This is a genomic window from Pelosinus fermentans JBW45 (assembly GCF_000271665.2).
In the GTDB taxonomy this organism is placed as follows: domain Bacteria; phylum Bacillota; class Negativicutes; order DSM-13327; family DSM-13327; genus Pelosinus; species Pelosinus baikalensis.
Map to the genome: position 1 here is coordinate 3,826,681 of NZ_CP010978.1, position 20,473 is coordinate 3,847,153.

Below are 20,473 nucleotides of genomic sequence, written 5' to 3' on the forward strand. Positions count from 1 at the left end.
GTTGCATTTTATAGGTTTTTGTAGAAGTTTGTCGCAAAATAAAAATCCCATGACTTTTTACCTAGTCATGGGATTTTACTTTTGTTTTAAAAAGGCTCAATGTCCTTCAAAGATCTCAATTAAGCTCTTCACTGCCATGGTGGCGGAAATGCGCCCTTCTATCACATCTTGTTCAATTATTGGCTTTTTTTGAATTACTTCGGGATGATTCATAAATAAGGTTTGTAAATATTCTTGCACCATGGATTGTACCCAGCTTAACATTTGCGTCCGACGTCGTCTTTCAAAGATTCCAGATGCTGCAGTTACTTTCTGGAACTTTTCAATCATCCGCCAAACCTCTTCCACTCCCTCACCAGTATATGCGGAACAAGTATGTCCTTTCGTAACCCATCCTTCTGTAGCGGGACGCAAAAAATGCAAGATGCGGTCATAATCTACTTTCGCCATCAAAGCCTTCTGCTTGTTATCACCGTCTGCCTTATTGATTACAATGGCATCCGCTAATTCAATGACTCCTTTTTTCATACCTTGCAGTTCATCTCCTGCTCCAGTGATCATCAGCAAGAGGAAAAAATCAACCATAGAGCGAACTGTTACTTCGCTTTGCCCTACACCAACGGTTTCAATTAACAGTACATCATAGCCACCAGCTTCACATAGCAGAATCGTTTCCCGGCTTTTACGAGTTACCCCTCCCAATGTTCCGCTTGAAGGAGAAGGTCTGATAAAAGCTCTTGGGTCACGAGAGAGTTGTTCCATGCGAGTCTTATCTCCTAAAATACTGCCCTTCGTTACCGTACTGCTAGGATCAACTGCCAGCACTGCCACTTTATGCCCTTTATTACACAATTGACACCCCAGAGCCTCAATAAAAGTACTTTTGCCGGCTCCCGGGACACCAGTAATCCCTACGCGGACAGATTTGCCTGTATGAGGCAGCAACTGTTTTAATATTTCCTGGGCCAGCTCCATGTGAGCTGGCAAATTACTTTCAATGAGTGTGATCGCTCTGGACAGCATAACCCGATTGCCACTCAATACACCTTGAACATATTCATCTACGGAAGGCTGGCGACGAACGGTTCGAGGCTGAAAAGACATATCTGTTTTTTCCTGGTTCTGCATACCATCATGCCGACTCTGAATTCCGCCCATAACTTCTGTAGTAAAGGCCTCTCCTGCATTGGCTGGAATCCATTCCGGCTTCCACCGATCCTTCTTCTCTTCATGATTCATCTCATTTCACTTCCTGTGAATAACGTCCTAACTCTTTTAATATTTTCTCTGCTGCTACCGGAATAATGGTTCCTGGTCCAAAAATGGCTGCGGCTCCATTTTCTCGCAAGAACTCATAATCTTGGGCCGGGATAACCCCACCGATGACAACCATAATATCTTCTCGTCCAAGTTTCTTTAGTTCTTCAATGAGCTGTGGCAGCAACGTTTTATGTCCAGCTGCCAATGAACTCATACCTACTACGTGAACATCATTATCGACGGCTTGCTGTGCGGTTTCTTCTGCGGTTTGGAACAAAGGTCCGATATCTACGTCAAATCCCATATCGGCAAAGGCAGTTGATATTACTTTTGCTCCTCGATCATGGCCATCCTGCCCCATTTTGGCAATCATAATTCTTGGGCGGCGACCTTCCGTTTTTTCAAACTCATCAGCCATGGCCCTTACTTTATTGATCGTTTCTTCTTCGGCAAACTCACTGCTATATACCCCGGAAATCGAGCGGATAATCGCCTTATGCCGTCCGGCAACGTGCTCAATGGCATCGGAAATCTCACCTAAACTCGCTCTGGCTCTTGTTGCTTCAATGGCCAGTGCCAATACATTTCCTTCTCCTGTTTCCATGGATTTTGTAATGGCCTCCAAGGAGCGTCTAACTCTATCATTATCCCGATTGCTGCGTAGCTTTTCCAAACGCTGAATTTGAGACAGACGAACGGCTGTATTATCTACGGACAAAATATCAAGAGGATCTTCTTTTTCCAGCCGATACCGATTGACTCCTACAATCGTTTCCCTGCCTGAGTCAATATGTGCCTGACGTCTTGCCGCTGCTTCTTCAATTCTCATTTTAGGAAGCCCTGTGTCAATCGCCTTGGACATGCCTCCTAATCGTTCTACTTCCTGAATATGACTCCATGCTCTTTTAACCAATTCATTCGTCAAAGCTTCTACATAATAAGAGCCGCCCCATGGATCGAGAACTTTACAAACCATGGTTTCATCCTGAATATAAAGCTGCGTATTACGAGCTATTCGGGCAGAGAAGTCTGTAGGCAAAGCAATGGCCTCATCCAGTGCATTGGTATGCAGTGACTGTGTATGACCAAGGGCAGCTCCCATAGCTTCCATGCAAGTGCGTCCTACATTGTTAAAAGGATCCTGCTCGGTCAGGCTCCAACCTGAAGTTTGGGAGTGAGTCCTAAGGGCCATGGATTTTGGGTTTTTAGGATTAAATTGTTTAATAATCTTAGCCCATAGCAAACGTCCTGCCCGCATTTTGGCTACTTCCATAAAATAATTCTTACCAATCGCCCAGAAAAAAGATAGCCGCGGAGCAAAAGCATCCACATCCATGCCTGCCTTAATTCCTGTTTTAATATACTCCAAACCATCGGCTAAGGTATAACCAAGTTCAATATCCGCAGTAGCTCCTGCTTCTTGCATATGGTAGCCGGAAATACTAATACTATTAAACTTTGGCATAAACTGTGAAGTATAAGAGAATATATCTGCAATGATGCGCATGGATGGCTCAGGTGGATAGATATAGGTATTACGCACCATGAATTCTTTCAAGATATCATTTTGAATGGTACCTGTTAGTAACTCCTGTTTTACCCCTTGCTCTTCTGCTGCCACAATATAAAAAGCCAATATCGGCAGCACAGCCCCATTCATTGTCATGGATACTGACATCTTATCCAAAGGGATACCTGAGAATAAAATTTCCATATCTAAGATGGAATCAACAGCAACACCGGCCTTTCCTACATCCCCCACAACACGGGGATGATCAGAATCATAACCTCTATGGGTCGCCAAATCAAAAGCAATGGACAGACCTTTTTGCCCGGCAGCCAGGTTCCGCCGATAAAAGGCATTACTTTCCTCAGCAGTGGAAAATCCTGCATATTGACGCACGGTCCATGGTCTTAGCACATACATATTAGCATAGGGCCCCCGCAAGAAGGGCGCGATTCCAGCTACATAAGGCAAATGATCGATTCCCTCGAGATCAGCTTTGGTATATAAAGGTTTCAGATTGATTTGCTCCATCGTCTTAAATTCTAATTCATCGAGCAACTTACCGCTGTTACGTTCCACTTCTTTCTGCCAGGCAGATATATCGGAAGAGTCAAAGTCTTTTCGGCAAGAGATTTTAGTAAAATCTGGTTTTATTAACATTACACAATACCTCTATCTTTCTGAAGTTTGGCAAGCATTTTATAACAATTGGCTCTAACATGGATAAAATCGTCGACCCCAGCTTCTTTGTACACCAGTTGCAAATCTTCTGAAGGTAAACCTGCTAAAAATAATGTGATCTGAGGATTGCCGTCCTTAATAAGTTTAGCCAAAGGTGGTACCAATTCCGGATAGGTGGCATCTGTTGAGCAAATGACAGCAATTGTTGCCCCGGACTTCAAAGCAGCCTTAGCCGCTTCTTCTACCGTAGCAAAACCATTGTTTTTCAACATGGTAAAAGCGCCTACCTCTAAAAAGCCGCTGACAAAATCGGCTCGCGCCTTATGCTGAGGAATTTCTCCCATATTAACAAGGAATACCTCTACATTCTTGCCTGTTCTTTCGATATAGGATTCTGTACGCTGGCGTAATTGCCTAAATTGTTCGTCAGCTGAATGAACCTTCATAGGGTTAATTGATGTTACACTCTGATTTTTACGAATCGCATTCGTAATATCCCCCAATGTAGCTCCGCTAAGAATAGCAGTAATGGCTGCCTCTAAAAGAGATTTTTCTGCTGTCCCCTTCAATGATAACTGCTCCACTTCTGCTAATCTGCTTTTATATTCTACATCGTCAATATCTTGGCGATAGTCATTAATTTGGTTCTTACGCTGCTCTTTGAAAATATTAGCAGCAAAAACAGGAACCTCCAATGGTTTTTCCAGCAGATTGGGATACATATTGGTTCCTAAAATGACATCTTTACGCTTGGCCAGACCATCTGCCTTGCTTTTCGCTGTAGCTTCTACCCGCTCCTGAGGCAAGTTTTGCTGCAAGGATTCCATAATACCCCCGACTGCTTCTACCTCTTGAAACAAGGTCCAGGTCTTTTCGGCTACTGCACTCGTTAAGTTTTCTATATACCAAGATCCGCCCGCCGGATCAACAGGCTGCGTCAAATTGCATTCCTGCTGCAGCATGATTTGTGTATTGCGGGCAATACGATGAGAAAAATCATCTGCTGGTCGTATGGCCTCGTCAAAATAACCTACATGCAAACTATCCACACCGCCTACAATAGCAGAAAAGGCTTCTGTGGTTGTCCTAAGCATATTTACATAAGGATCATAGACACTTTTTGTAAAAGCAGAAGTTCGTGCATGAATATACATTTTTTGCGCCTCTTGGGTTCCGCCGAAAGCCTCAACAATCTGCGCCCACAACATACGTCCAGCTCTGAGTTTAGCAATTTCCATAAAGAAATTAGTACCTACCGAGAAGGAAAAAGCGATCTGTTTAGCAGCGACATCAATAGCAACGCCTCGCTGCTGCATTTTTTGCAAATATTCCACACCAGTGGCTAATACAAAAGCTAACTCTTGTACTGCATTTGCACCACTATTATGATACGGCTGTCCTTGTACCAGTATCGTTCTTAATTGTTTTGTATTATCGTGAGCCCAGTTAGCCGTCGCTGCCATTTCATCATAGTAGGCATCTAAAGGATAGGATAATTCACCCACTGTAGCCAAATATCCGATTGGATCTACACCAATGCAGCCTTTTAACTGATGATAATCTCGACCATTGGCTTTCATTAAGGCGACAAATAAACTGAGCAGCTGCATACCAGAAGTACCCGCAAAGATCAATAATGGAGTTTTTTCTAAATCAAAACCATGAAAAGCCTGCTGTACATCATCTAAGGTTGATAAAGATATGCCTTTGCCTAGATACGTATCATCGGCTTTGTCACCATCGATGCCATTCAAGGTTGCTTTGTCGGCGACTACATGAATGGTTGTTCCACCCTTATTTAACTCCTGCTGCAGAGCTTCATGCATTTTCACAGCAAAAGGTTCGGCACACTCTTGGCTGATCTCCCATGGTTTGTCTAAATATCCCATAGCGTTGGATCCTCGTACAAAAGGAAAGCTGCCAGGCAAGGATTCACAATGAGTTAATCCTTCCAAATCTTCCATCCGATACATTGGCTGTAAATTAATACCTTCATAGGTTTTGGTGATTAGCTTTTTCTCCCAATTGGCTCCTTTTAGTGCTTTTTCTGACTCAGCCCGCCATTCTTCATAGGTGGGATAGGGAAATTCCGCAAAGAACCGTGTTGGCGGCTCTTCATGATCTGTTTCTTTCTTCTCTACATTCTGATTTGACATACTTTCACCATCCATTTCATCATCATTCTCTAGCTTTTCATTCAATAATCCATTAAGGCTGACTGATAATCTGTACTCGATCCACACCAAAGCTGGAACGAATCAGCGGCACGAACCTGCTCTCAATTATCGATCGATACATTTCCTTCTTCGTAATAAGCAGTAACATACCATTGGCTTTCCTTACACGAATCAAGGAATTAATATATTTTTCAAATTCTGCAGGCAGCATCTGCTCTTTTAATGCATACAATCCTGCCAATAACTCCGGGGATTCTTGTTCTATTCGTTCTACCAAAGGCGTAAATGGTTCCCATTTCAGCATATCCACCTATGTACCTCTACTTTCTTTTTCAGATTTTGTGGCTAAAAGCTCACTGATAGCAACGTATTTTATCACCCCTTTTCAAAATAAAAAAGCTCCCAGCATAGGCCGAGAGCTTAAACGCAAGTATAGAAATAGTATTAATAAAGCCTGGCTATTCATAAAACAGCCAGGACGAAAAAAACGCGAATCTTGCGCGTAAATCCCCTCCCCATCTCTCGCAGGTCAATCGGTGATTGCTATATAGGCAGTTCTCCTGACTTTGGATCATTGCTTACCCATACCTTCCCAGAATAATTACTCCAGTGGCATAAAAATGGGTTTGCTCCTCATTACAGTGGCGGGACCGCGCCGGAATTGAACCGGACTTCCCTATTAAGCCCCAAAGGGCACCTATACCATCCATATGAAATTTTAGATACGTTACATTATTCACTTTATAATATCTTTATAGAATTGTCAAGTTTTATGTGCTATGCTGATCGGATGTTGTTGCCCAAGCAGCTCCCTAAGCCAAAAATCAGAACATAGTCCAAGGCATATGAATGAAATTGATCCATATACCCACCTTCATAAGCTTTTTACTATCCCCAGTACTTCGCAATATGCTGCCAAAATTGGTCATAAGAGATTCTTAAGCATACTTAGACTCCTGCCTGAGACGAGTGGTAGAAAAGGTACATTACATTGGGCTTAATCCTGCCTGCTTTTAAAGAAAGAATTGATTTTTTTAAAAAGCTTAAGAACTGGATTGATTAGAAGCGGTATAAAGGCTAATGCAATCGGAACATAGTTTGCTAATGTTCTAACCAAGGTGCCAGAGTGAGCATGTGCTATTGCCGGTATAACAAGCATTACTATCATCAGTCGAATTACTCTCATCTTCCTACCTCCTTCTAGCTATGAATACCAATATGAAAACTGCCGAATGTACCTTTTCCCAAAAACATATCTTTCAATAAAATAGTTAATTTGGGTACGATCTTTTTTCTTTATTTTATCCCCCCAGGGGGGATATTGCAAGATTTTTGTTAAAACATATAAAACGAATTGAACCACAAAGACGCAATGGACACAAAGTTTTTTTTGTTTTTTTGTGCACTCCTTTGTGTGCCGCGGCAGCGGCATTGTGCCTTTGTGGTTCAATTCTAGCGTATAAACGTTAAAAAGGTCTGCAAAACTTCTCGTTTTTGCAGACCTTCTTAACGTTTATACACTATTTACTTAGATGCAGCTGATTTTTCCATATGCACAATTTGAGCATCTCCCTGTTCTTCAACTACGATGCGAAACCCCTGCTTCTCCCAGAAATGAAAGCCGCCTGGCAAGAATCGGTGTGTGTGCAGATATATGTTTTCATACTCTTTTTCACAACAAAAGGCTTCGACTTCTTTTAGCAGTCTCGATCCAATACCTTGTCTTCTCAATGTTTTTTCAATATAACAGCGTCCAATTTCCGCTGTAGTCTTCCCGGGATAGCGTCCTTTCAGAACGGCGATCCGGTCATTATACTCACAAATCGCAATCGTCCCGATAACAGCGCCCTCAGGAGAGAAGGCGGCCCACATTTGATTGCGGGCAGGCTCAATATATAACTTTGCCAATCCCCAGACATCATCGGTAATAGCACTTTGGCCATTATGAGAAAAGAGGTCTTGCAGCTGTCCTAACAAGAAATTTTGCACACTGGCAATATCATTATTGTCGATCTTGCGAATCACTATATTACGGGCCTCCATCGTAACCTTCCTTTCATGTCCGGCTAAATGCCGTTTTTCCCTGATTGCGGCTTTAATAAATGGCAGGCAGCACTGTGCCCTGGCCAAAGCTCCTCGAGCACCGGTTTTTCTCTTCTACATAGTTCCATGCTTTCCGGGCACCTGCTCTGAAACGAGCACCCTGGCGACAAGTCAAGAGGGCTTGGTATCTCGCCCTCCAGCGACCGGACCATTGTGCCCCCTTTTTTCTTCACCGGAAAAACCGCCTGCAGCAACGCCTTCGTATAAGGATGCTTCGCTTCACTCAGTACGTCGCCTGCAAGCACCTCTACTATATTACCGAGATACATTACAGCAATACGATGGCTTATTTGCGATACGAGTGCTAAATCATGACAGATAAAAATCATAGACAGATTCTTTTCCCGCTGTATTCTGACCAGAAGCTCTATAATCTTTTTCTGCACCGATACATCCAGTGCACTGGTCGCCTCATCACAAACGAGAATTTCCGGTTCAAGCGCCAGCGCCCGGGCAATCCCGATGCGCTGACGCTGTCCCCCACTCATGTTGCCGGGATAGCGGTCGGCAAACTCTTCCGGCAGCTCAACCATACACAAAAGTTCTTCAGCCTTTTTTCCCGCCTCCCGGTCTTTTATCAGCTTAAAGTTGCGCAACGGCTCGCAAAGGATATCTTTTATCTTCATCTTTGGATTAAAGGCCTGGGAGGGGTCCTGAAACACCATCTGAATATGCCGCCGGCTTTGCCGCATACGCTCTCCCGTAAGCCGGGTCAGATCCTCTCCCCGATAGCAGATAGCTCCACTTGTCGGCGCATGAAGCTGCATGATCAGCTTTACCAGCGTACTTTTACCGCAGCCGCTTTCGCCAACAACGCCGAGCGTTTCCCCCTGATAAAGCGATAACGAAACATCATCACAGGCTGTCAGCATGCGCCCTTCAGCTACCGGAAAACGCTTTATGACATGCTCGACTGTTAAAATCGTCTCCTTGTCAGCTGACATAGCTCTTCCCTCCAACCTGCGGTACCGCATCTAACAGCTCTTTTGTATACACCGACTGTGGCCGGGCGATAATGTCATCCGTTCTACCGGATTCTACGATCTCTCCTGCTTGCATGACAATCAGCTTATCCGACATATACGCTGCCACACCAATATTATGTGTAACAATAATGATTGCCGTTTTGTCTTGTTGGCAAATCTCCATCATTTCTTTTACCACCTGTGCCTGCGTTGTCACATCCAGAGCAGATGTAGGCTCATCCGCCAGCAGAAGCCGCGGTTTAAAAACCATCGCCATTGCAACGCCGACACGCTGGCGCATACCGCCGCTCAGTTCAAACGGATAGCTTTTCATAATGTTTTCCTGATTAGGCAAGTGCATTTTCCTGAGCATATCTTCTGCTTCCTTGGCTGCTTCCTTTTTTGTCAGCGGCGAGTGTTCACGTATATACTCTATGAACTGGCTGCCGATACGGGCGATAGGATCCAGTATGCTGCCGCTGTCCTGAAAGACCATAGTTGCCCTTGTTCCACAGAGGCGGCACCACTCAGCAGTAGTATTCTCCAATAGATTTTTTCCTTCAAAGAGAATTTTCCCGCCGCTTACACGCCCATCATGTGGCAGGCAGCCAAGAATCGCGCGGATAACCGTTGTCTTGCCGCTGCCGCTTTCGCCTACAATTGCAAGAACCTCGCCTTCATCAAGCGATAAATTCACATTTCGGACGATTTCACGTTCCCCATAGGATACTGAAAGCTCCGATACTTCTAGCAACATTTCAGTTCTCCTTCGTGTGATATTATTTTTTAGCGGGTTTAATCTTATTGGTCAGCCAATAGTAATCGGACGGATACATCTGGGCGCCTTCAATCGAGGTTGAACTGATGATGTTTGTTTCCGGATAGCCCAGAAACAAAGCGGCCCCGTCGTTCATAATGATCTGCTGACAATCGATGATTAGCTGACGGCGTTGTTGACGGTCAAAGGTTGTGGAAAGTTCGGCGAACTTTGTATCCAGTGCTGGATTGCTGTAACCGGAGCCGTTCTGTGGATTATCGCCGTTTCTATTCGTTTTCCAGTACCAATTTAAGAAGATCTCCGGATCGCCGGTATTGGCCGTCGTAATGTTTGAAATCAAAAGCCCATATTCGCCATTAATCCCCATTTTATCGATTAAGTTATAGTCTACCGACTTGATTTTCACATCAAAACCAACCTTCTTTGCATCAGACTGCACAGCCTCAGCATAGATGGGCAGTTCAGCACGGCTGTTGTATACCACAAAATCTACCGTAAGTTTCTTTCCATCCTTTTCCAAGATACCATCGCCGTCAGTATCCTTCCAGCCCGCTTCGGCCAACAGCTGTTTCGAACGCTCGATATTATAGCTGTTCGGATCCTTGAGCTGATCAAAAGCGTAATCCATCGACGGCGGAACTGGTGCTTTTCCTTCAATAAAGGTCCCCTTTAGAATAACTTCATTGTACACTTTTCTATCGCAGGCACTGATAAATGCCGCACGAACCTTCGGATCACCCAAAACACCTTGTTGATTAATCCGGGCCAATACGGTACGCAGCGATGCAATTCTGTCAACATGGAATTTCGCTTTATCATTAAAAAGGCCAATGTCACCTGCCGCAATATTGACCGCCATGTCGACCTCGCCGGATTGCAAAGCCATTGCCCGTGTGTTCGGATCGTCTATGGATGGGATTTCAACAGTCTCATAAGGTACTACGCCATCCCAGTAATAGGGATTTTTCACCATCACTGCTTTATCCTTGACAAAAGTCTTACACATATACGGACCGGTGCCAATAGGTCCTTCCTTGGCAAAATTACGTGCCGGCTCAGCCGATACATCCACAATTAAAAAAAGCGGATCAGCTAAAAATCCCGGCATATTGGGCTCCGGTTTTTCTGTAAGAATCGTAAGGGTTTGACCCTCGGCCTTTATTTCTTTATACTTAAAAAACGTTACCGCCCGTTTATTCTTGGCAAAGGATCTTTCCAGCGATGCCTTAACAGCAGCCGCATCCAGCGGTTTGCCATTCGAGAATTTCACACCGTCTCTGATTTTAAATGTCCAGGTCATGTGGTCGGCACTGATCTGCCAGCTTTCAGCCAGCCACGGCTGTACATTCATCTTTTCATCAAATTTCGCCAAACTCTCCCCGATGCCATAACGCATGACAACCCAGGCAAAATAATTTTCCGTTGGCTCCAGGGAATCGGCAAAGTTAGTTACACCAACTTTCAGAGTCTTTGTGTCGGCTTCCTTTTTACCGCTGCCGCTGCACCCCGCTATAAAGACCGCGGCTAAGCACACTACCATAAGTACTAAGGTTAACTTTCCTATTCTTTTCAAGAAATCTCATCCTTTCCCATCTGTGTTTGATTCAATTTGCCCGCTGCGGGTCCATGATATCGCGCAGGCTGTCTCCCCATAGATTAAAAATTGTTACTACAATCAGGATTGCAGCCCCCGGATAAAGCATCAGCCAGGGAGCTGTCTGGATATGCTGTCTTCCTTCATTGAGCATAAGACCCCATTCTGGCGTCGGCGGCTGCGCGCCAAAACCCAAAAAGGACAAGCCGGCCAATTCCATGATCATTGTACCGATGTCCATCGCGGCTGTCACAACAATTGTCGGCAGGATATTAGGTAAAATATGGCGCCATAGAATATGGAGCGGTCTTGACCCGTTTGTTACAGCCGCGGCAATAAAATCACGCTGGCGCAGCTTCAGCGTAAGGCTGCGCCCCAAACGGGCGTACTTAGTCCAGCTGACCGCCGCCAATGCCAATATTGCATTAACGATATTGCCGCCCAGCATGCCGGCAATGGCAATAGCCAGCACAATCCCTGGAAAAGCCAGCATCATATCGACAATGCGCATAAGTACAGTATCCACCTTTCCACCCATGTAACCCGCCAACACACCGATAAAAGTTCCCACCACCGTTATAACGGCAACTAGCGAAAGCGTCATCATCAGCGAAGTTCGCGCCCCATAAATAATTCGAGATAGACAATCTCGCCCTAGCTTGTCCGTCCCAAACAAGTGATCGTCAGATGGTGCCTGCAGGGACTGCCGCATCACCGCATCATACGGATCATAAGGAGCCAACCAAGGTGCAAAAATTGCAAAGCCGAGAATTAAAAGAACAAAAAATGTATAAAGCCAGAATAAGAATTTATCCTTTGTCAAACTTCCCACTCAGCATCCCCCTTTCTTCAGCCGCGGGTCAAGATACGTGTAGGAAATATCGACCAGCAAATTGATCCCCATATACAAAACAGCAATCCAGAGAACAAAGCCCTGTACCAGAGGATAATCACGCATCTCAATGGCATGTACGGCCATTTTGCCAAGTCCGGGCCAGGAAAAGACCATCTCAATGACAGCCACGCCACCCAGAAGCCAGCCAATTTGCAGGCCTAAAAGCGTAATAAGCGGCAGACATGCGTTTGGCAGCACATGCCTCCAGAGAATTTTGTGCATGGGAAATCCCCGTATCCGTGCCCCAGTGATATATTCCTGTCCCAGTTCCTCTAAAACCGCTGTACGCACCTGCCGTGTATATTTAGCCGCCATCGCAATGGCCAGCGTCAACGTAGGAAGCACCATCCTGTCGAATGATACCTCTCCACCCGCTATCGGGAACAATCTCAGCTTCAGCCCCAAAACATATAACAAAATGAGTCCTACCCAAAAACTCGGCATGGATACGCCCAAAAATGAAATGCCGCGAATAAGATAATCCAGCGGGCGGTTTCGATATACCGCCGACAATATCCCGCACGGAAGCGAGATCAGAAGCATCGTCACCGTCGCCGAGGCAGCAAGCACCATAGTTCCCGGAAGGCTTTGCCAGAGGCGGTCAGCTACCGGCATTTTTGCCGAATACGACATGCCCATATCTCCCTGTAATACACCTGCAAACCAGCGAAAATACTGTACATGAAACGGTTTGTCCAGCCCCAGCTGCGCCCGCGTCTCGGCAATTGTTTCCTCTGATACAATGGTGTCAGCTACCTCCAGCAGCATCTCTACAGGATCACCCGGTGACAGATACATCAGCGAAAATGTCAGCAGACTCACACCGAAAAGAGTAATAAGCATCTGCATTAAGCGATGTACAAGCTCTTTTCCCTTCAAATCACCCTCTCCTCTCTATAAAATAAAAAAACTCTCGGTATAAACCGAGAGTAAAACGCAAGCAGAAAACAATACGAAAATTCGCATAAATCCCATCCCCATCTCTCGCAGGTCATATCGGTGATTTGTTATATAGGCAGTTCTCCTGACTCTGGATCATCGCTCTCCCAAACCTTCCCAAGATACTATCTCAGTGGCACAACATGGGTTTACTCCTCATTACAGTGGCGGGACCGTGTCGGCATTGAACCGAACTTCCCTATTAAGCCCCGAAGGGCACCTATACCAGCAATATATAATTGTAATAGCCATTCTCATCGATACTTTACAATAGAATCCGCTTTTTGTCAACTATTGGTTTTTTTTGCAACATATAGATAAATGGAGGAAATCCTTTTAAATCTTTTATCATTAAGCAAGATGTAATTCGATCCTGTATGAATTAAATGGCTAATTTCCCTTTTTCATCTTCAATAATTAATTCTCCACCATGTTTTAGCATCTTTTCACGCACATATTGAAAAACTTGGATACCATCATGATCCAAATGTCCGATATTATTAATATTAACCACAATACGCCGATACCCATACTGCAAATGCTTCAGCATGTTTTGCTCCAGAAAATTAAGATGTTCTACAAATACGTCACCGCTTACATTCATATATACTTGTCGGTTATCAGTTGTTACCCATACAGACATCCATCTTCCTCCTTTAGAACCTTAACTTAACAAATTGATTATCATATCTTTTCATGATCTAAAGATTCTATTTTTATTCTAATATTGATAATCATTATCATTTTATCAATATTAGAAACATCTGTCAAATATTTTACTTGTAAATAAGTCGATGTGAGTAACCAAATCTTTTGCTGCTCATATAATGAATTAAATTCCCTTACTTATATGTTAGCCGTGGCTAACCATATTTTTTCCTACAAATGTTAGCCATGGCTAATATTAAACCATTTTGCCAAAGGAGGATTTATAATGAATACTGCATTAACAACAATTCCATTATCAACACTGGGCATAGGATCTGTATGCCAGATCGTATCCCTTAATTTACAAGGCTTGCTGCGCCGCCGCATTCTAGACTTAGGTATGGTACCAGGAACGCCTGTTCAATGTATTCGCAAGAGCCCAACAGGTGACCCTGTAGCCTATATGGTACGTGATACTCTCATTGCTTTACGCAGTGAAGACGCCAGTCAAATTCATGTTAATCCGATGTAATCTGGGCTATAACTATAGCCAACAAATTTAGGGGGGGAGAATGGGAATGAGCAATTCTACGATTGAAAAACATCATAAACTTCTGAGTGAGCATTTTGGAGTTACAACGACTCCTGGGCAATTTACGGTAGCTTTAGCTGGTAATCCAAACGTGGGAAAAAGTACTGTTTTTAATGCACTAACTGGCTTACATCAGCACACAGGAAATTGGCCTGGGAAAACGGTTGATAATGCCCAAGGAAGTTTTACGTATTTAGATCGCTCTTTTTTAATGATCGACTTACCTGGTACTTATTCGATCTTAGCCCATACAGTAGAAGAGCAAGTTGCCAGAGACTTCATTTGTTTTGGCAAACCGGATGCAACACTAGTAGTATTAGATGCTACTTGCCTTGAACGCAATCTTAATTTGGCGTTGCAAGTCATGGAAATCACACCAAAGATTATTGTTTGCGTCAATCTGATTGATGAAGCAGAAAAGAAAAATATTAAGATCGATATCTCTGCTTTACAAAAAGATTTAGGTGTACCAGTTGTTGCCACTGCTGCCCGTAATGGAAAAGGCCTCGACATCCTGCGTCAAAAGCTATATGAAATGTCTACAGGACTTTGCACCGTAGCCCCCAGGCAAATTAACTATTCTTCTGAAGTGGAAAATGCCATTCAACAACTTCTACCAAAAGTCTCAAGGTTAATCGGATCGAATCTCAACCCTCGTTGGGTCGCACTGCGATTATTAGATGGAGATGAAGCGTTTATCAATAGCATCAGTCAATATCTTGATTTTGATCTGCATTCGACACGCTTACAGGAGGTTGCTGTATGAGTGCTGCAGTAAAACCTATGATCACCCTAGAGGAAATATGCGCTGAGGCGGAAAAAATCCGCCTTAGTAATCCCAACTTAGGTGATAAAATTGTATCTGATATTTATCACAACGCCGAAATGATAGCAGGACCAGCCGTAAGTAAAAATTCCACTGATTCACGCAGTTGGGATCATAAGTTAGACGATATCTTAACCTCCCGATTATTTGGTTATCCTATTATGTTTGCTTTACTTAGCATCATCTTCTGGATTACGATTGCAGGGGCAAACGTTCCTTCGCAAATGATTGCCGACACGCTTTTTGCATTTCAGGATCAGCTTTTAATCTGGTTTGAATTAGCAGGAGCCCCCTCTTGGTTAACTGGTATAGTAGTCTTAGGTATGTTTCGAGGTCTCGCCTGGGTTATCGCGGTTATGCTGCCACCTATGGCAATTTTCTTTCCCTTGTTCACACTGCTAGAAGATTTAGGATATTTACCAAGAGTTGCCTTTAATCTCGATAATATGTTTAAGAAATGCCGTGCTTGCGGCAAACAAATTCTCACTATGTGCATGGGGTTTGGCTGTAATGCTGCTGGCGTCGTTTCCTGCCGTATCATTGATTCTCCTCGTGAACGATTAATTGCTGTGCTGACTAACAACTTTGTACCATGCAACGGACGATTTCCTACCTTGATTGCGATCGCCACTATTTTTATGGGCGGCATGGTAGTATCAGAATTACAAACTGCAGTAGCTTCACTAGTAGTAACGAGTTTAGTTGTGTTAGGAATTTTTATAACTTTTGCTGTATCTTGGGCTTTATCGCACACACTGCTAAAGGGAGAAGCTTCTTCTATGGTCTTAGAGCTGCCTCCTTACCGCAAACCCCAATTAGGCGCTATTTTTTACCGTTCTCTCATTGACCGCACGATCTTCGTCCTTAAACGGGCCATTATCATGGCAGCACCAGCCGGTGCCATTACCTGGCTGCTTGCCAATATTTACATAGGCGAAATAAGTATCATTGGCCATTTAGCAGCTTGGCTGCAGCCTTTTGCTTACGCCATTGGTCTAGACGGTTTTATTCTTTTAGCCTTTATCCTAGGTCTGCCTGCTAATGAAATCGTTATGCCAATTCTTCTCATGTGCTATTTATCAACTGGTCAAATGATGGAGTTTGGTACCTTAGAGGAATTACGGGATATTCTCATCAATAATAACTGGACTTGGTTAACTGCTGTCTGCACAATGCTCTTTTGCCTGCTTCACTGGCCTTGCACCACAACCTTGCTATCCGCTTATAAAGAAACAGGCAGTAAGAAGTGGACCTTTTTGACTTTTCTGATTCCTACTATCATTGCGTTCACGGTATGCTTTTTAGTAGCTCAGTCAGCACGATTGCTCAACTTAGTATAGAGAATGCATGGTCATTACAGACAGAAAGCAGGCTGCTGTGAACTAAATTTAGCAGCCTGCTTTAGTTTTAGTAACCACAAAACATATATTTTTTTCAAGAGAAATAAGGAGCCTACTCATTATTTCATCTTGCTGACACTGCATATCGACAACGGTTTTGTCGATCATTCTTCTTCCTTCTCTTCTTGATTCATCAAGTGCTCTAAAAAAATATTATAACATTCAGTATGATTTTGCATAAATTTTACGAGCAATTGAATCGATTTGATCGTTTGTTTAGAAAGATAATGCTCCATAGCCTCTGCTTCTGCTGCTATATCACAATCAGCACAAATCAAAGTGAGAAATTCCTGCAATATCTTATTTCTCTCGACTAAGAAGTTTCCCGTTTTTTTTCCTTTATCAGTCAGATCAATAATACCGTAGCGTTGATAATTTATATATTGTCCAGCTTTTAATTTGCGTAACGCTTTACTTACAGAGGGCAGCGATACATTCAATTTTCGGCTTATATCGGTAACCCGCACAATATCATTATATAAAGAAAAGCGATATAATTCTTCTAAATAATCTTCCAAACTGGGTGATAGCATAACAGCCGCCTCCCGTACGTTAGAAACCCACTATTTACTTTTATGATAATATCGTAAAAAATATACCATCTCTAAAATTATTTTTATTTTTCTTCAAATTATGACATAATTCGCCCTTTTCATGTGGTATCATTTTGTTTTAATACAACAATTATTCTTATTTTCTTAAATTATATATTGGCAAACTTACTGAAAGGTAAGGACGCAAAGCTATAGGGTCTAAGGATTTTACAATCTATGATCGCCACGCTGCATATGATGAAAAGCTTAACTGCCTCATATCTGCGGTTAAGTTTTTTTGTGTGATTTCTCTCCCTCGTATATACTAGGTAAAGCATGTATTGCTGATTTTTTTGAAAATAAAGGAGCTCTCATTTTGCGACAGATTAGGTTAACGGAAGTACACCCAGGTATGATATTAGCACGAAACCTTTACAGCAGAAAAGGACATATCTTGCTTGCTTCAGGAGTCAGGCTAACGGAAGTCTATCTTCACAAGTTACGAAGGTTGAAAGTAAAAACGCTCTTTATTCACGACGAAAGATATGCAGATATCGCGATTCCAGAATATTTATCTATAGAAACTCAGCAACGAGCCTTCTCTATATTAAGTTCCACAATGGAAAAAATTCATAATAAAGAAGCCTTTGCCATAGACTCCATCAGTTCTATTGCCTCTGATATCGTTGAAGAATTAATTATTCAACCCTCCATAAGCATCCAATTAACTGGAATTGCAACTCATGATGACTATACCTTAGATCATTCCTTAAATTGTGCTATTTATGCTGCTTTATTGGCTCATTCTTGTAGTTTTTCCATTCCCCAAATCAAAGAAATCACCTGTGGTGCTCTACTTCACGATGTCGGTAAAATGAAAGTCGATAAAAAAATCATCAATAAACCGGATCGCTTGACGGAAAAAGAATTTGGCATCATTAAGGAACATCCACAGTCTGGATTTAACTTATTGTTGAACAAGCGCTGGGAACTGTCAAGCCTTGTTGCTCATATGGCATGGCAGCATCATGAAAAAATAGATGGTACAGGGTATCCGCGAGGACTTCAGGGCGAAGAAATTCTAAATTATGCTCGGTTATTGGCAATTACCGACGTGTATGAAGCGATTACAGGGTGCCGTCCATACCGTAAAGCTATGAAATTGGAAGAGGCATATGATATTATTCATTCTGGTTTAGGAACTGCTTTTGACGAGCATTTCGGCAAAATATTCTTATCTAAGATGGCCTTGTATTTTCCAGGAATGGAGGTCCTGCTAAATACAGGTGAAAAGGCTATTGTAGTCTCTTTATTGGAAAATACCCCTCGGCAGCCGATGATCCGTCTTATTGCCTACCCTGATGGAACCGCCTATTCTCCACCTATAGAAATTAACCTAGCAGAAAATCCCCATCTTTCCATTGTAAGTGCATCCCATATCTAACGATATAAATAGAGGGAATCCTTGTGTCCATCAAGGATTCCCTCTATTTATATCGTTTTTTCACATTCTACCCTAACGGCTTGACCAGACAAGCTAAGGCAATGGAATTCATCTTTCCCTCTGGTGTCTCAGATCGTGAAGTCATGACAATGGGGTGTGTTGCCCCTAGGACAATACCTGCCATTTTACTTTTAGCAAAATAAATCAGAGACTTTCCTAATGCATTACCAGTCTCAATATTAGGTACCATGATTAGATCAACATTACCTGCTATTTTACTGTCAATCCCTTTGTGCTGGGCTGCTTTCTGACTTACTGCCACATCAAGGGCAATCGGTCCTTCTATCAGACTAGCAGGTAAATCCCCATTGCTTCTCATCTCTACTAAAATCTTAGCATCTAACGTGGCAGGCATTTTTTCATTGACTACTTCATTGGCCGTCAGCAATGCTACATTAGGAACCATGATTCCCATTCCATGCAGTGCCAATATTGCATTCACCAAGATCTGCTTCTTTTCAAATAAGGTAGGAGCAATATTCATACCTCCATCAGTAATAAATAAAAGCTTTTTCTGACCGGGAACCTCAAAAGCACCTAAATGACTTAATAGCCTTCCAGTACGCAGTCCTTCCCCTTTATGCAATACTGCTCGCAGAAAATCACTACTATTTACTAATCCCTTCATCAGTACTTGAGCTTGACCGTTCTTTACTAAGGAAACAGCTTGCACTACTGCCTTCCCACTGTTTGCCTCATGCAGAATTGGCGTGTCGGCAGATAAGCCAACCTCTTCCATTAAAGGCGCAATGAGAGCAGCATCTCCTACTAAAACAGCCTCAGCGATCCCCGCCTCTTGGGCCAGTTTGACAGCCGCCAAGACTCCTTTGTCCTGTGCTACAGCAACACTAATCCTTATTAGGGAACGAGTTTTAAGTTCAGCTATGATTTCATGATAATTAGAATACAAAGGACAACCTCCTAAAAGATCTGCCAATATCAGAACTATTTATTCCTTTTATACTGAATACATCTGTACTTCTTCTTCGCCTCGAATTACTCTTAAAGTCCCAAATGCCAATGCTTCTAATTCTTCTTCCCCTGGTATTACAATTACAGGAGCAATAAACTGCACTCGGCTTATAATAGCGTTAACAATGGGTTCTGAATGAGCAATTCCCCCAGTGAGAATAATACACTCCACTTGACCTGATAATACAGTAGCCATACCCCCAATTTCTTTTGCTATTTGGTAGGAAAGAGCTTCCAACACCAAGCTAGCCTCCCTATTTCCATGAGCGGCCATAGAAAAAGCTTCCCGAATATCGGCAGTACCAAGATACGCATACATTCCACCTTTATAATTGAGCATCTCTTTTAATTCATCAAAGGTGTAGGTACCAGAAAAAGCAAGCCTTAAAAACTGTCCTACCGGCAGCCCGCCACAACGATCGGGGGAAAAAGGTCCTTCCTCTTTCGGATTATTAACATCAATCATTCTTCCCAGTTTGTGAGGTGTTACAGAAATTCCTGTTCCCAAATGAGCCACAATCAGATTCATCTCTTCATATTTTTTGCCTAATTGTTTAGCTACTTTACGAGCTACGGCTTTCGTATTTAAAGCATGAGACAGGCTAATTCTTGGTAAATCAGGTAAACCGGATATCCTTGCCACAGGTTCCATCTCATCCACAGAAACTGGATCTACAATATAGGAAGGAATTTTTAAAAATTCGGCTAACCCATAAGCCATTACAGCACCTAAATTAGAAGCATGTTCACCTCTTTTAGCTTCTCTTAAATCATTCACCATCTCTTGGGTAATTTCATAGGTTCCACCTTTAAGAGGCTTTAATATCCCCCCCCGCGCTGCAACCGCATTAAATGTAGAAAGATCAATCTTTTCTACTGCTAATTGTTGTAAAATAATTCGTAAACGATACTCATACTGATCTAACAATTTCACAAATGGGCTGGTATCATCAGCAAAATGTTCCACAGTCCTTTTGATAAGCAGCGTTTCTCCATCATATACAGCAAATTTTGTAGAAGTTGCTCCAGGGTTAATCACTAAGATTCTCTCTTTTAACAGGCAATTATCAACCATAATTCCCCTCCAGATACTATATAA

The 20,473-nt window shown here is 42.9% G+C and carries 19 protein-coding genes and 3 riboswitches; of the genes, 4 read left to right on the plus strand and 15 right to left on the minus strand.

All coding sequences use genetic code 11. The features are described from left to right. Positions 1-96: 96 nt before the first annotated feature. The 12 genes from meaB to JBW_RS17060 all read right to left on the minus strand — a co-directional run bounded on the left by meaB (position 97) and on the right by JBW_RS17060 (position 13,542). On the minus strand, positions 97-1,239 hold the full coding sequence (gene meaB, locus JBW_RS17005) for a methylmalonyl Co-A mutase-associated GTPase MeaB (protein WP_007955933.1): 1,143 nt from the start codon (positions 1,237-1,239) through the stop codon (positions 97-99). 1 nt (position 1,240) lies between these two features. Continuing rightward, the gene (gene scpA / locus JBW_RS17010; protein ID WP_007955934.1) at positions 1,241-3,427 is read right to left on the minus strand and encodes a methylmalonyl-CoA mutase; all 2,187 of its coding nucleotides are present in this window, start codon (positions 3,425-3,427) and stop codon (positions 1,241-1,243) included. Then, positions 3,427-5,649, minus strand: a complete 2,223-nt coding sequence (locus JBW_RS17015; RefSeq protein WP_235333907.1) for a methylmalonyl-CoA mutase family protein — start codon at positions 5,647-5,649, stop codon at positions 3,427-3,429. Before JBW_RS17015 ends, scpA begins: the two co-directional genes overlap by 1 nt. A 7-nt stretch (positions 5,650-5,656) precedes the next feature. After that, complete coding sequence (locus JBW_RS17020) at positions 5,657-5,929, minus strand: hypothetical protein (RefSeq protein WP_235333915.1); 273 nt, start codon at positions 5,927-5,929, stop codon at positions 5,657-5,659. A 228-nt stretch (positions 5,930-6,157) separates the two neighbouring features. Beyond that, positions 6,158-6,341: riboswitch (cobalamin riboswitch) on the minus strand. A gap of 281 nt (positions 6,342-6,622) precedes the next feature. After that, positions 6,623-6,811: a hypothetical protein gene (locus tag JBW_RS17025; protein WP_007955937.1), complete on the minus strand. Its 189-nt coding sequence runs from the start codon at positions 6,809-6,811 to the stop codon at positions 6,623-6,625. 338 nt (positions 6,812-7,149) lie between these two features. Beyond that, positions 7,150-7,668, minus strand: a complete 519-nt coding sequence (locus tag JBW_RS17030; RefSeq protein ID WP_007955939.1) for a GNAT family N-acetyltransferase — start codon at positions 7,666-7,668, stop codon at positions 7,150-7,152. A gap of 23 nt (positions 7,669-7,691) precedes the next feature. Beyond that, a complete protein-coding gene (locus JBW_RS17035; protein ID WP_007955942.1) occupies positions 7,692-8,672 on the minus strand; it encodes an ABC transporter ATP-binding protein in 981 nt (326 codons plus the stop codon). Beyond that, the gene (locus tag JBW_RS17040; RefSeq protein WP_007955944.1) at positions 8,662-9,450 is read right to left on the minus strand and encodes an ABC transporter ATP-binding protein; all 789 of its coding nucleotides are present in this window, start codon (positions 9,448-9,450) and stop codon (positions 8,662-8,664) included. Before JBW_RS17040 ends, JBW_RS17035 begins: the two co-directional genes overlap by 11 nt. Positions 9,451-9,472: 22 nt before the next feature. Continuing rightward, complete coding sequence (locus JBW_RS17045; protein WP_419177842.1) at positions 9,473-11,011, minus strand: ABC transporter substrate-binding protein; 1,539 nt, start codon at positions 11,009-11,011, stop codon at positions 9,473-9,475. 64 nt (positions 11,012-11,075) lie between these two features. Next, the gene (nikC, locus tag JBW_RS17050) at positions 11,076-11,897 is read right to left on the minus strand and encodes a nickel transporter permease (protein WP_007955947.1); all 822 of its coding nucleotides are present in this window, start codon (positions 11,895-11,897) and stop codon (positions 11,076-11,078) included. Next, entirely contained in the window at positions 11,898-12,839 is a 942-nt protein-coding gene (gene nikB, locus JBW_RS17055) for a nickel ABC transporter permease (protein WP_007955949.1), read from the minus strand. Between the two features lie 117 nt (positions 12,840-12,956). Continuing rightward, positions 12,957-13,138: riboswitch (cobalamin riboswitch) on the minus strand. A 143-nt stretch (positions 13,139-13,281) separates the two neighbouring features. Then, on the minus strand, positions 13,282-13,542 hold the full coding sequence (locus JBW_RS17060) for an STAS domain-containing protein (RefSeq protein WP_007955950.1): 261 nt from the start codon (positions 13,540-13,542) through the stop codon (positions 13,282-13,284). A gap of 291 nt (positions 13,543-13,833) precedes the next feature. Here JBW_RS17060 and JBW_RS17065 point away from each other — a divergent pair, with 291 nt between their 5' ends. The 3 genes from JBW_RS17065 to JBW_RS17075 are packed head-to-tail and all read left to right on the plus strand — an operon-like array spanning position 13,834 to position 16,305. Beyond that, a complete protein-coding gene (locus JBW_RS17065; RefSeq protein WP_007955951.1) occupies positions 13,834-14,079 on the plus strand; it encodes a FeoA family protein in 246 nt (81 codons plus the stop codon). 46 nt (positions 14,080-14,125) lie between these two features. Beyond that, positions 14,126-14,905 (plus strand): FeoB small GTPase domain-containing protein, encoded by a 780-nt coding sequence (locus JBW_RS17070; protein WP_036680899.1) that lies wholly within the window; start codon positions 14,126-14,128, stop codon positions 14,903-14,905. Beyond that, positions 14,902-16,305: a nucleoside recognition domain-containing protein gene (locus tag JBW_RS17075; protein WP_007955953.1), complete on the plus strand. Its 1,404-nt coding sequence runs from the start codon at positions 14,902-14,904 to the stop codon at positions 16,303-16,305. Before JBW_RS17070 ends, JBW_RS17075 begins: the two co-directional genes overlap by 4 nt. 164 nt (positions 16,306-16,469) lie before the next feature. On the opposite strand, the gene JBW_RS17080 is transcribed toward JBW_RS17075, so the two are convergent. Then, positions 16,470-16,898 carry a metal-dependent transcriptional regulator gene (locus JBW_RS17080; RefSeq protein WP_007955956.1) on the minus strand — a complete coding sequence of 143 codons (429 nt, stop codon included), beginning with the start codon at positions 16,896-16,898 and terminating at the stop codon, positions 16,470-16,472. 169 nt (positions 16,899-17,067) lie between these two features. Continuing rightward, positions 17,068-17,155, plus strand: a riboswitch (cyclic di-GMP riboswitch). A gap of 119 nt (positions 17,156-17,274) precedes the next feature. Between JBW_RS17080 and JBW_RS17085 the strand changes: the two genes are divergently transcribed. Continuing rightward, positions 17,275-18,342, plus strand: coding sequence for an HD-GYP domain-containing protein (locus JBW_RS17085; protein WP_007955957.1), 1,068 nt, complete (start codon positions 17,275-17,277; stop codon positions 18,340-18,342). Positions 18,343-18,409: 67 nt separating this feature from the next. Here JBW_RS17085 and JBW_RS17090 read toward each other — a convergent pair whose 3' ends face one another. Both JBW_RS17090 and buk read right to left on the minus strand, forming a co-directional pair. Next, complete coding sequence (locus JBW_RS17090; RefSeq protein WP_007955959.1) at positions 18,410-19,312, minus strand: phosphate acyltransferase; 903 nt, start codon at positions 19,310-19,312, stop codon at positions 18,410-18,412. Between the two features lie 48 nt (positions 19,313-19,360). Further along, a complete protein-coding gene (buk, locus tag JBW_RS17095; protein WP_007955961.1) occupies positions 19,361-20,449 on the minus strand; it encodes a butyrate kinase in 1,089 nt (362 codons plus the stop codon). Positions 20,450-20,473 lie beyond the last annotated feature (24 nt).

What these genes read in the sequence shown, in the direction of transcription:
- JBW_RS17040 (WP_007955944.1), bottom strand. Translation starts at nt 9,450, where the DNA reads ATGTTGCTAGAAGTATCGGAGCTTTCAGTATCCTATGGGGAACGTGAA.
- JBW_RS17045 (WP_419177842.1), bottom strand. Translation starts at nt 11,011, where the DNA reads ATGGTAGTGTGCTTAGCCGCGGTCTTTATAGCGGGGTGCAGCGGCAGC.
- JBW_RS17060 (WP_007955950.1), bottom strand. Translation starts at nt 13,542, where the DNA reads ATGTCTGTATGGGTAACAACTGATAACCGACAAGTATATATGAATGTA.
- meaB (WP_007955933.1), bottom strand. Translation starts at nt 1,239, where the DNA reads ATGAATCATGAAGAGAAGAAGGATCGGTGGAAGCCGGAATGGATTCCA.
- JBW_RS17035 (WP_007955942.1), bottom strand. Translation starts at nt 8,672, where the DNA reads ATGTCAGCTGACAAGGAGACGATTTTAACAGTCGAGCATGTCATAAAG.
- JBW_RS17065 (WP_007955951.1), top strand. Translation starts at nt 13,834, where the DNA reads ATGAATACTGCATTAACAACAATTCCATTATCAACACTGGGCATAGGA.
- JBW_RS17070 (WP_036680899.1), top strand. Translation starts at nt 14,126, where the DNA reads ATGAGCAATTCTACGATTGAAAAACATCATAAACTTCTGAGTGAGCAT.
- scpA (WP_007955934.1), bottom strand. Translation starts at nt 3,427, where the DNA reads ATGTTAATAAAACCAGATTTTACTAAAATCTCTTGCCGAAAAGACTTT.
- JBW_RS17030 (WP_007955939.1), bottom strand. Translation starts at nt 7,668, where the DNA reads ATGGAGGCCCGTAATATAGTGATTCGCAAGATCGACAATAATGATATT.
- JBW_RS17020 (WP_235333915.1), bottom strand. Translation starts at nt 5,929, where the DNA reads ATGCTGAAATGGGAACCATTTACGCCTTTGGTAGAACGAATAGAACAA.
- JBW_RS17075 (WP_007955953.1), top strand. Translation starts at nt 14,902, where the DNA reads ATGAGTGCTGCAGTAAAACCTATGATCACCCTAGAGGAAATATGCGCT.
- buk (WP_007955961.1), bottom strand. Translation starts at nt 20,449, where the DNA reads ATGGTTGATAATTGCCTGTTAAAAGAGAGAATCTTAGTGATTAACCCT.
- JBW_RS17025 (WP_007955937.1), bottom strand. Translation starts at nt 6,811, where the DNA reads ATGAGAGTAATTCGACTGATGATAGTAATGCTTGTTATACCGGCAATA.
- JBW_RS17080 (WP_007955956.1), bottom strand. Translation starts at nt 16,898, where the DNA reads ATGCTATCACCCAGTTTGGAAGATTATTTAGAAGAATTATATCGCTTT.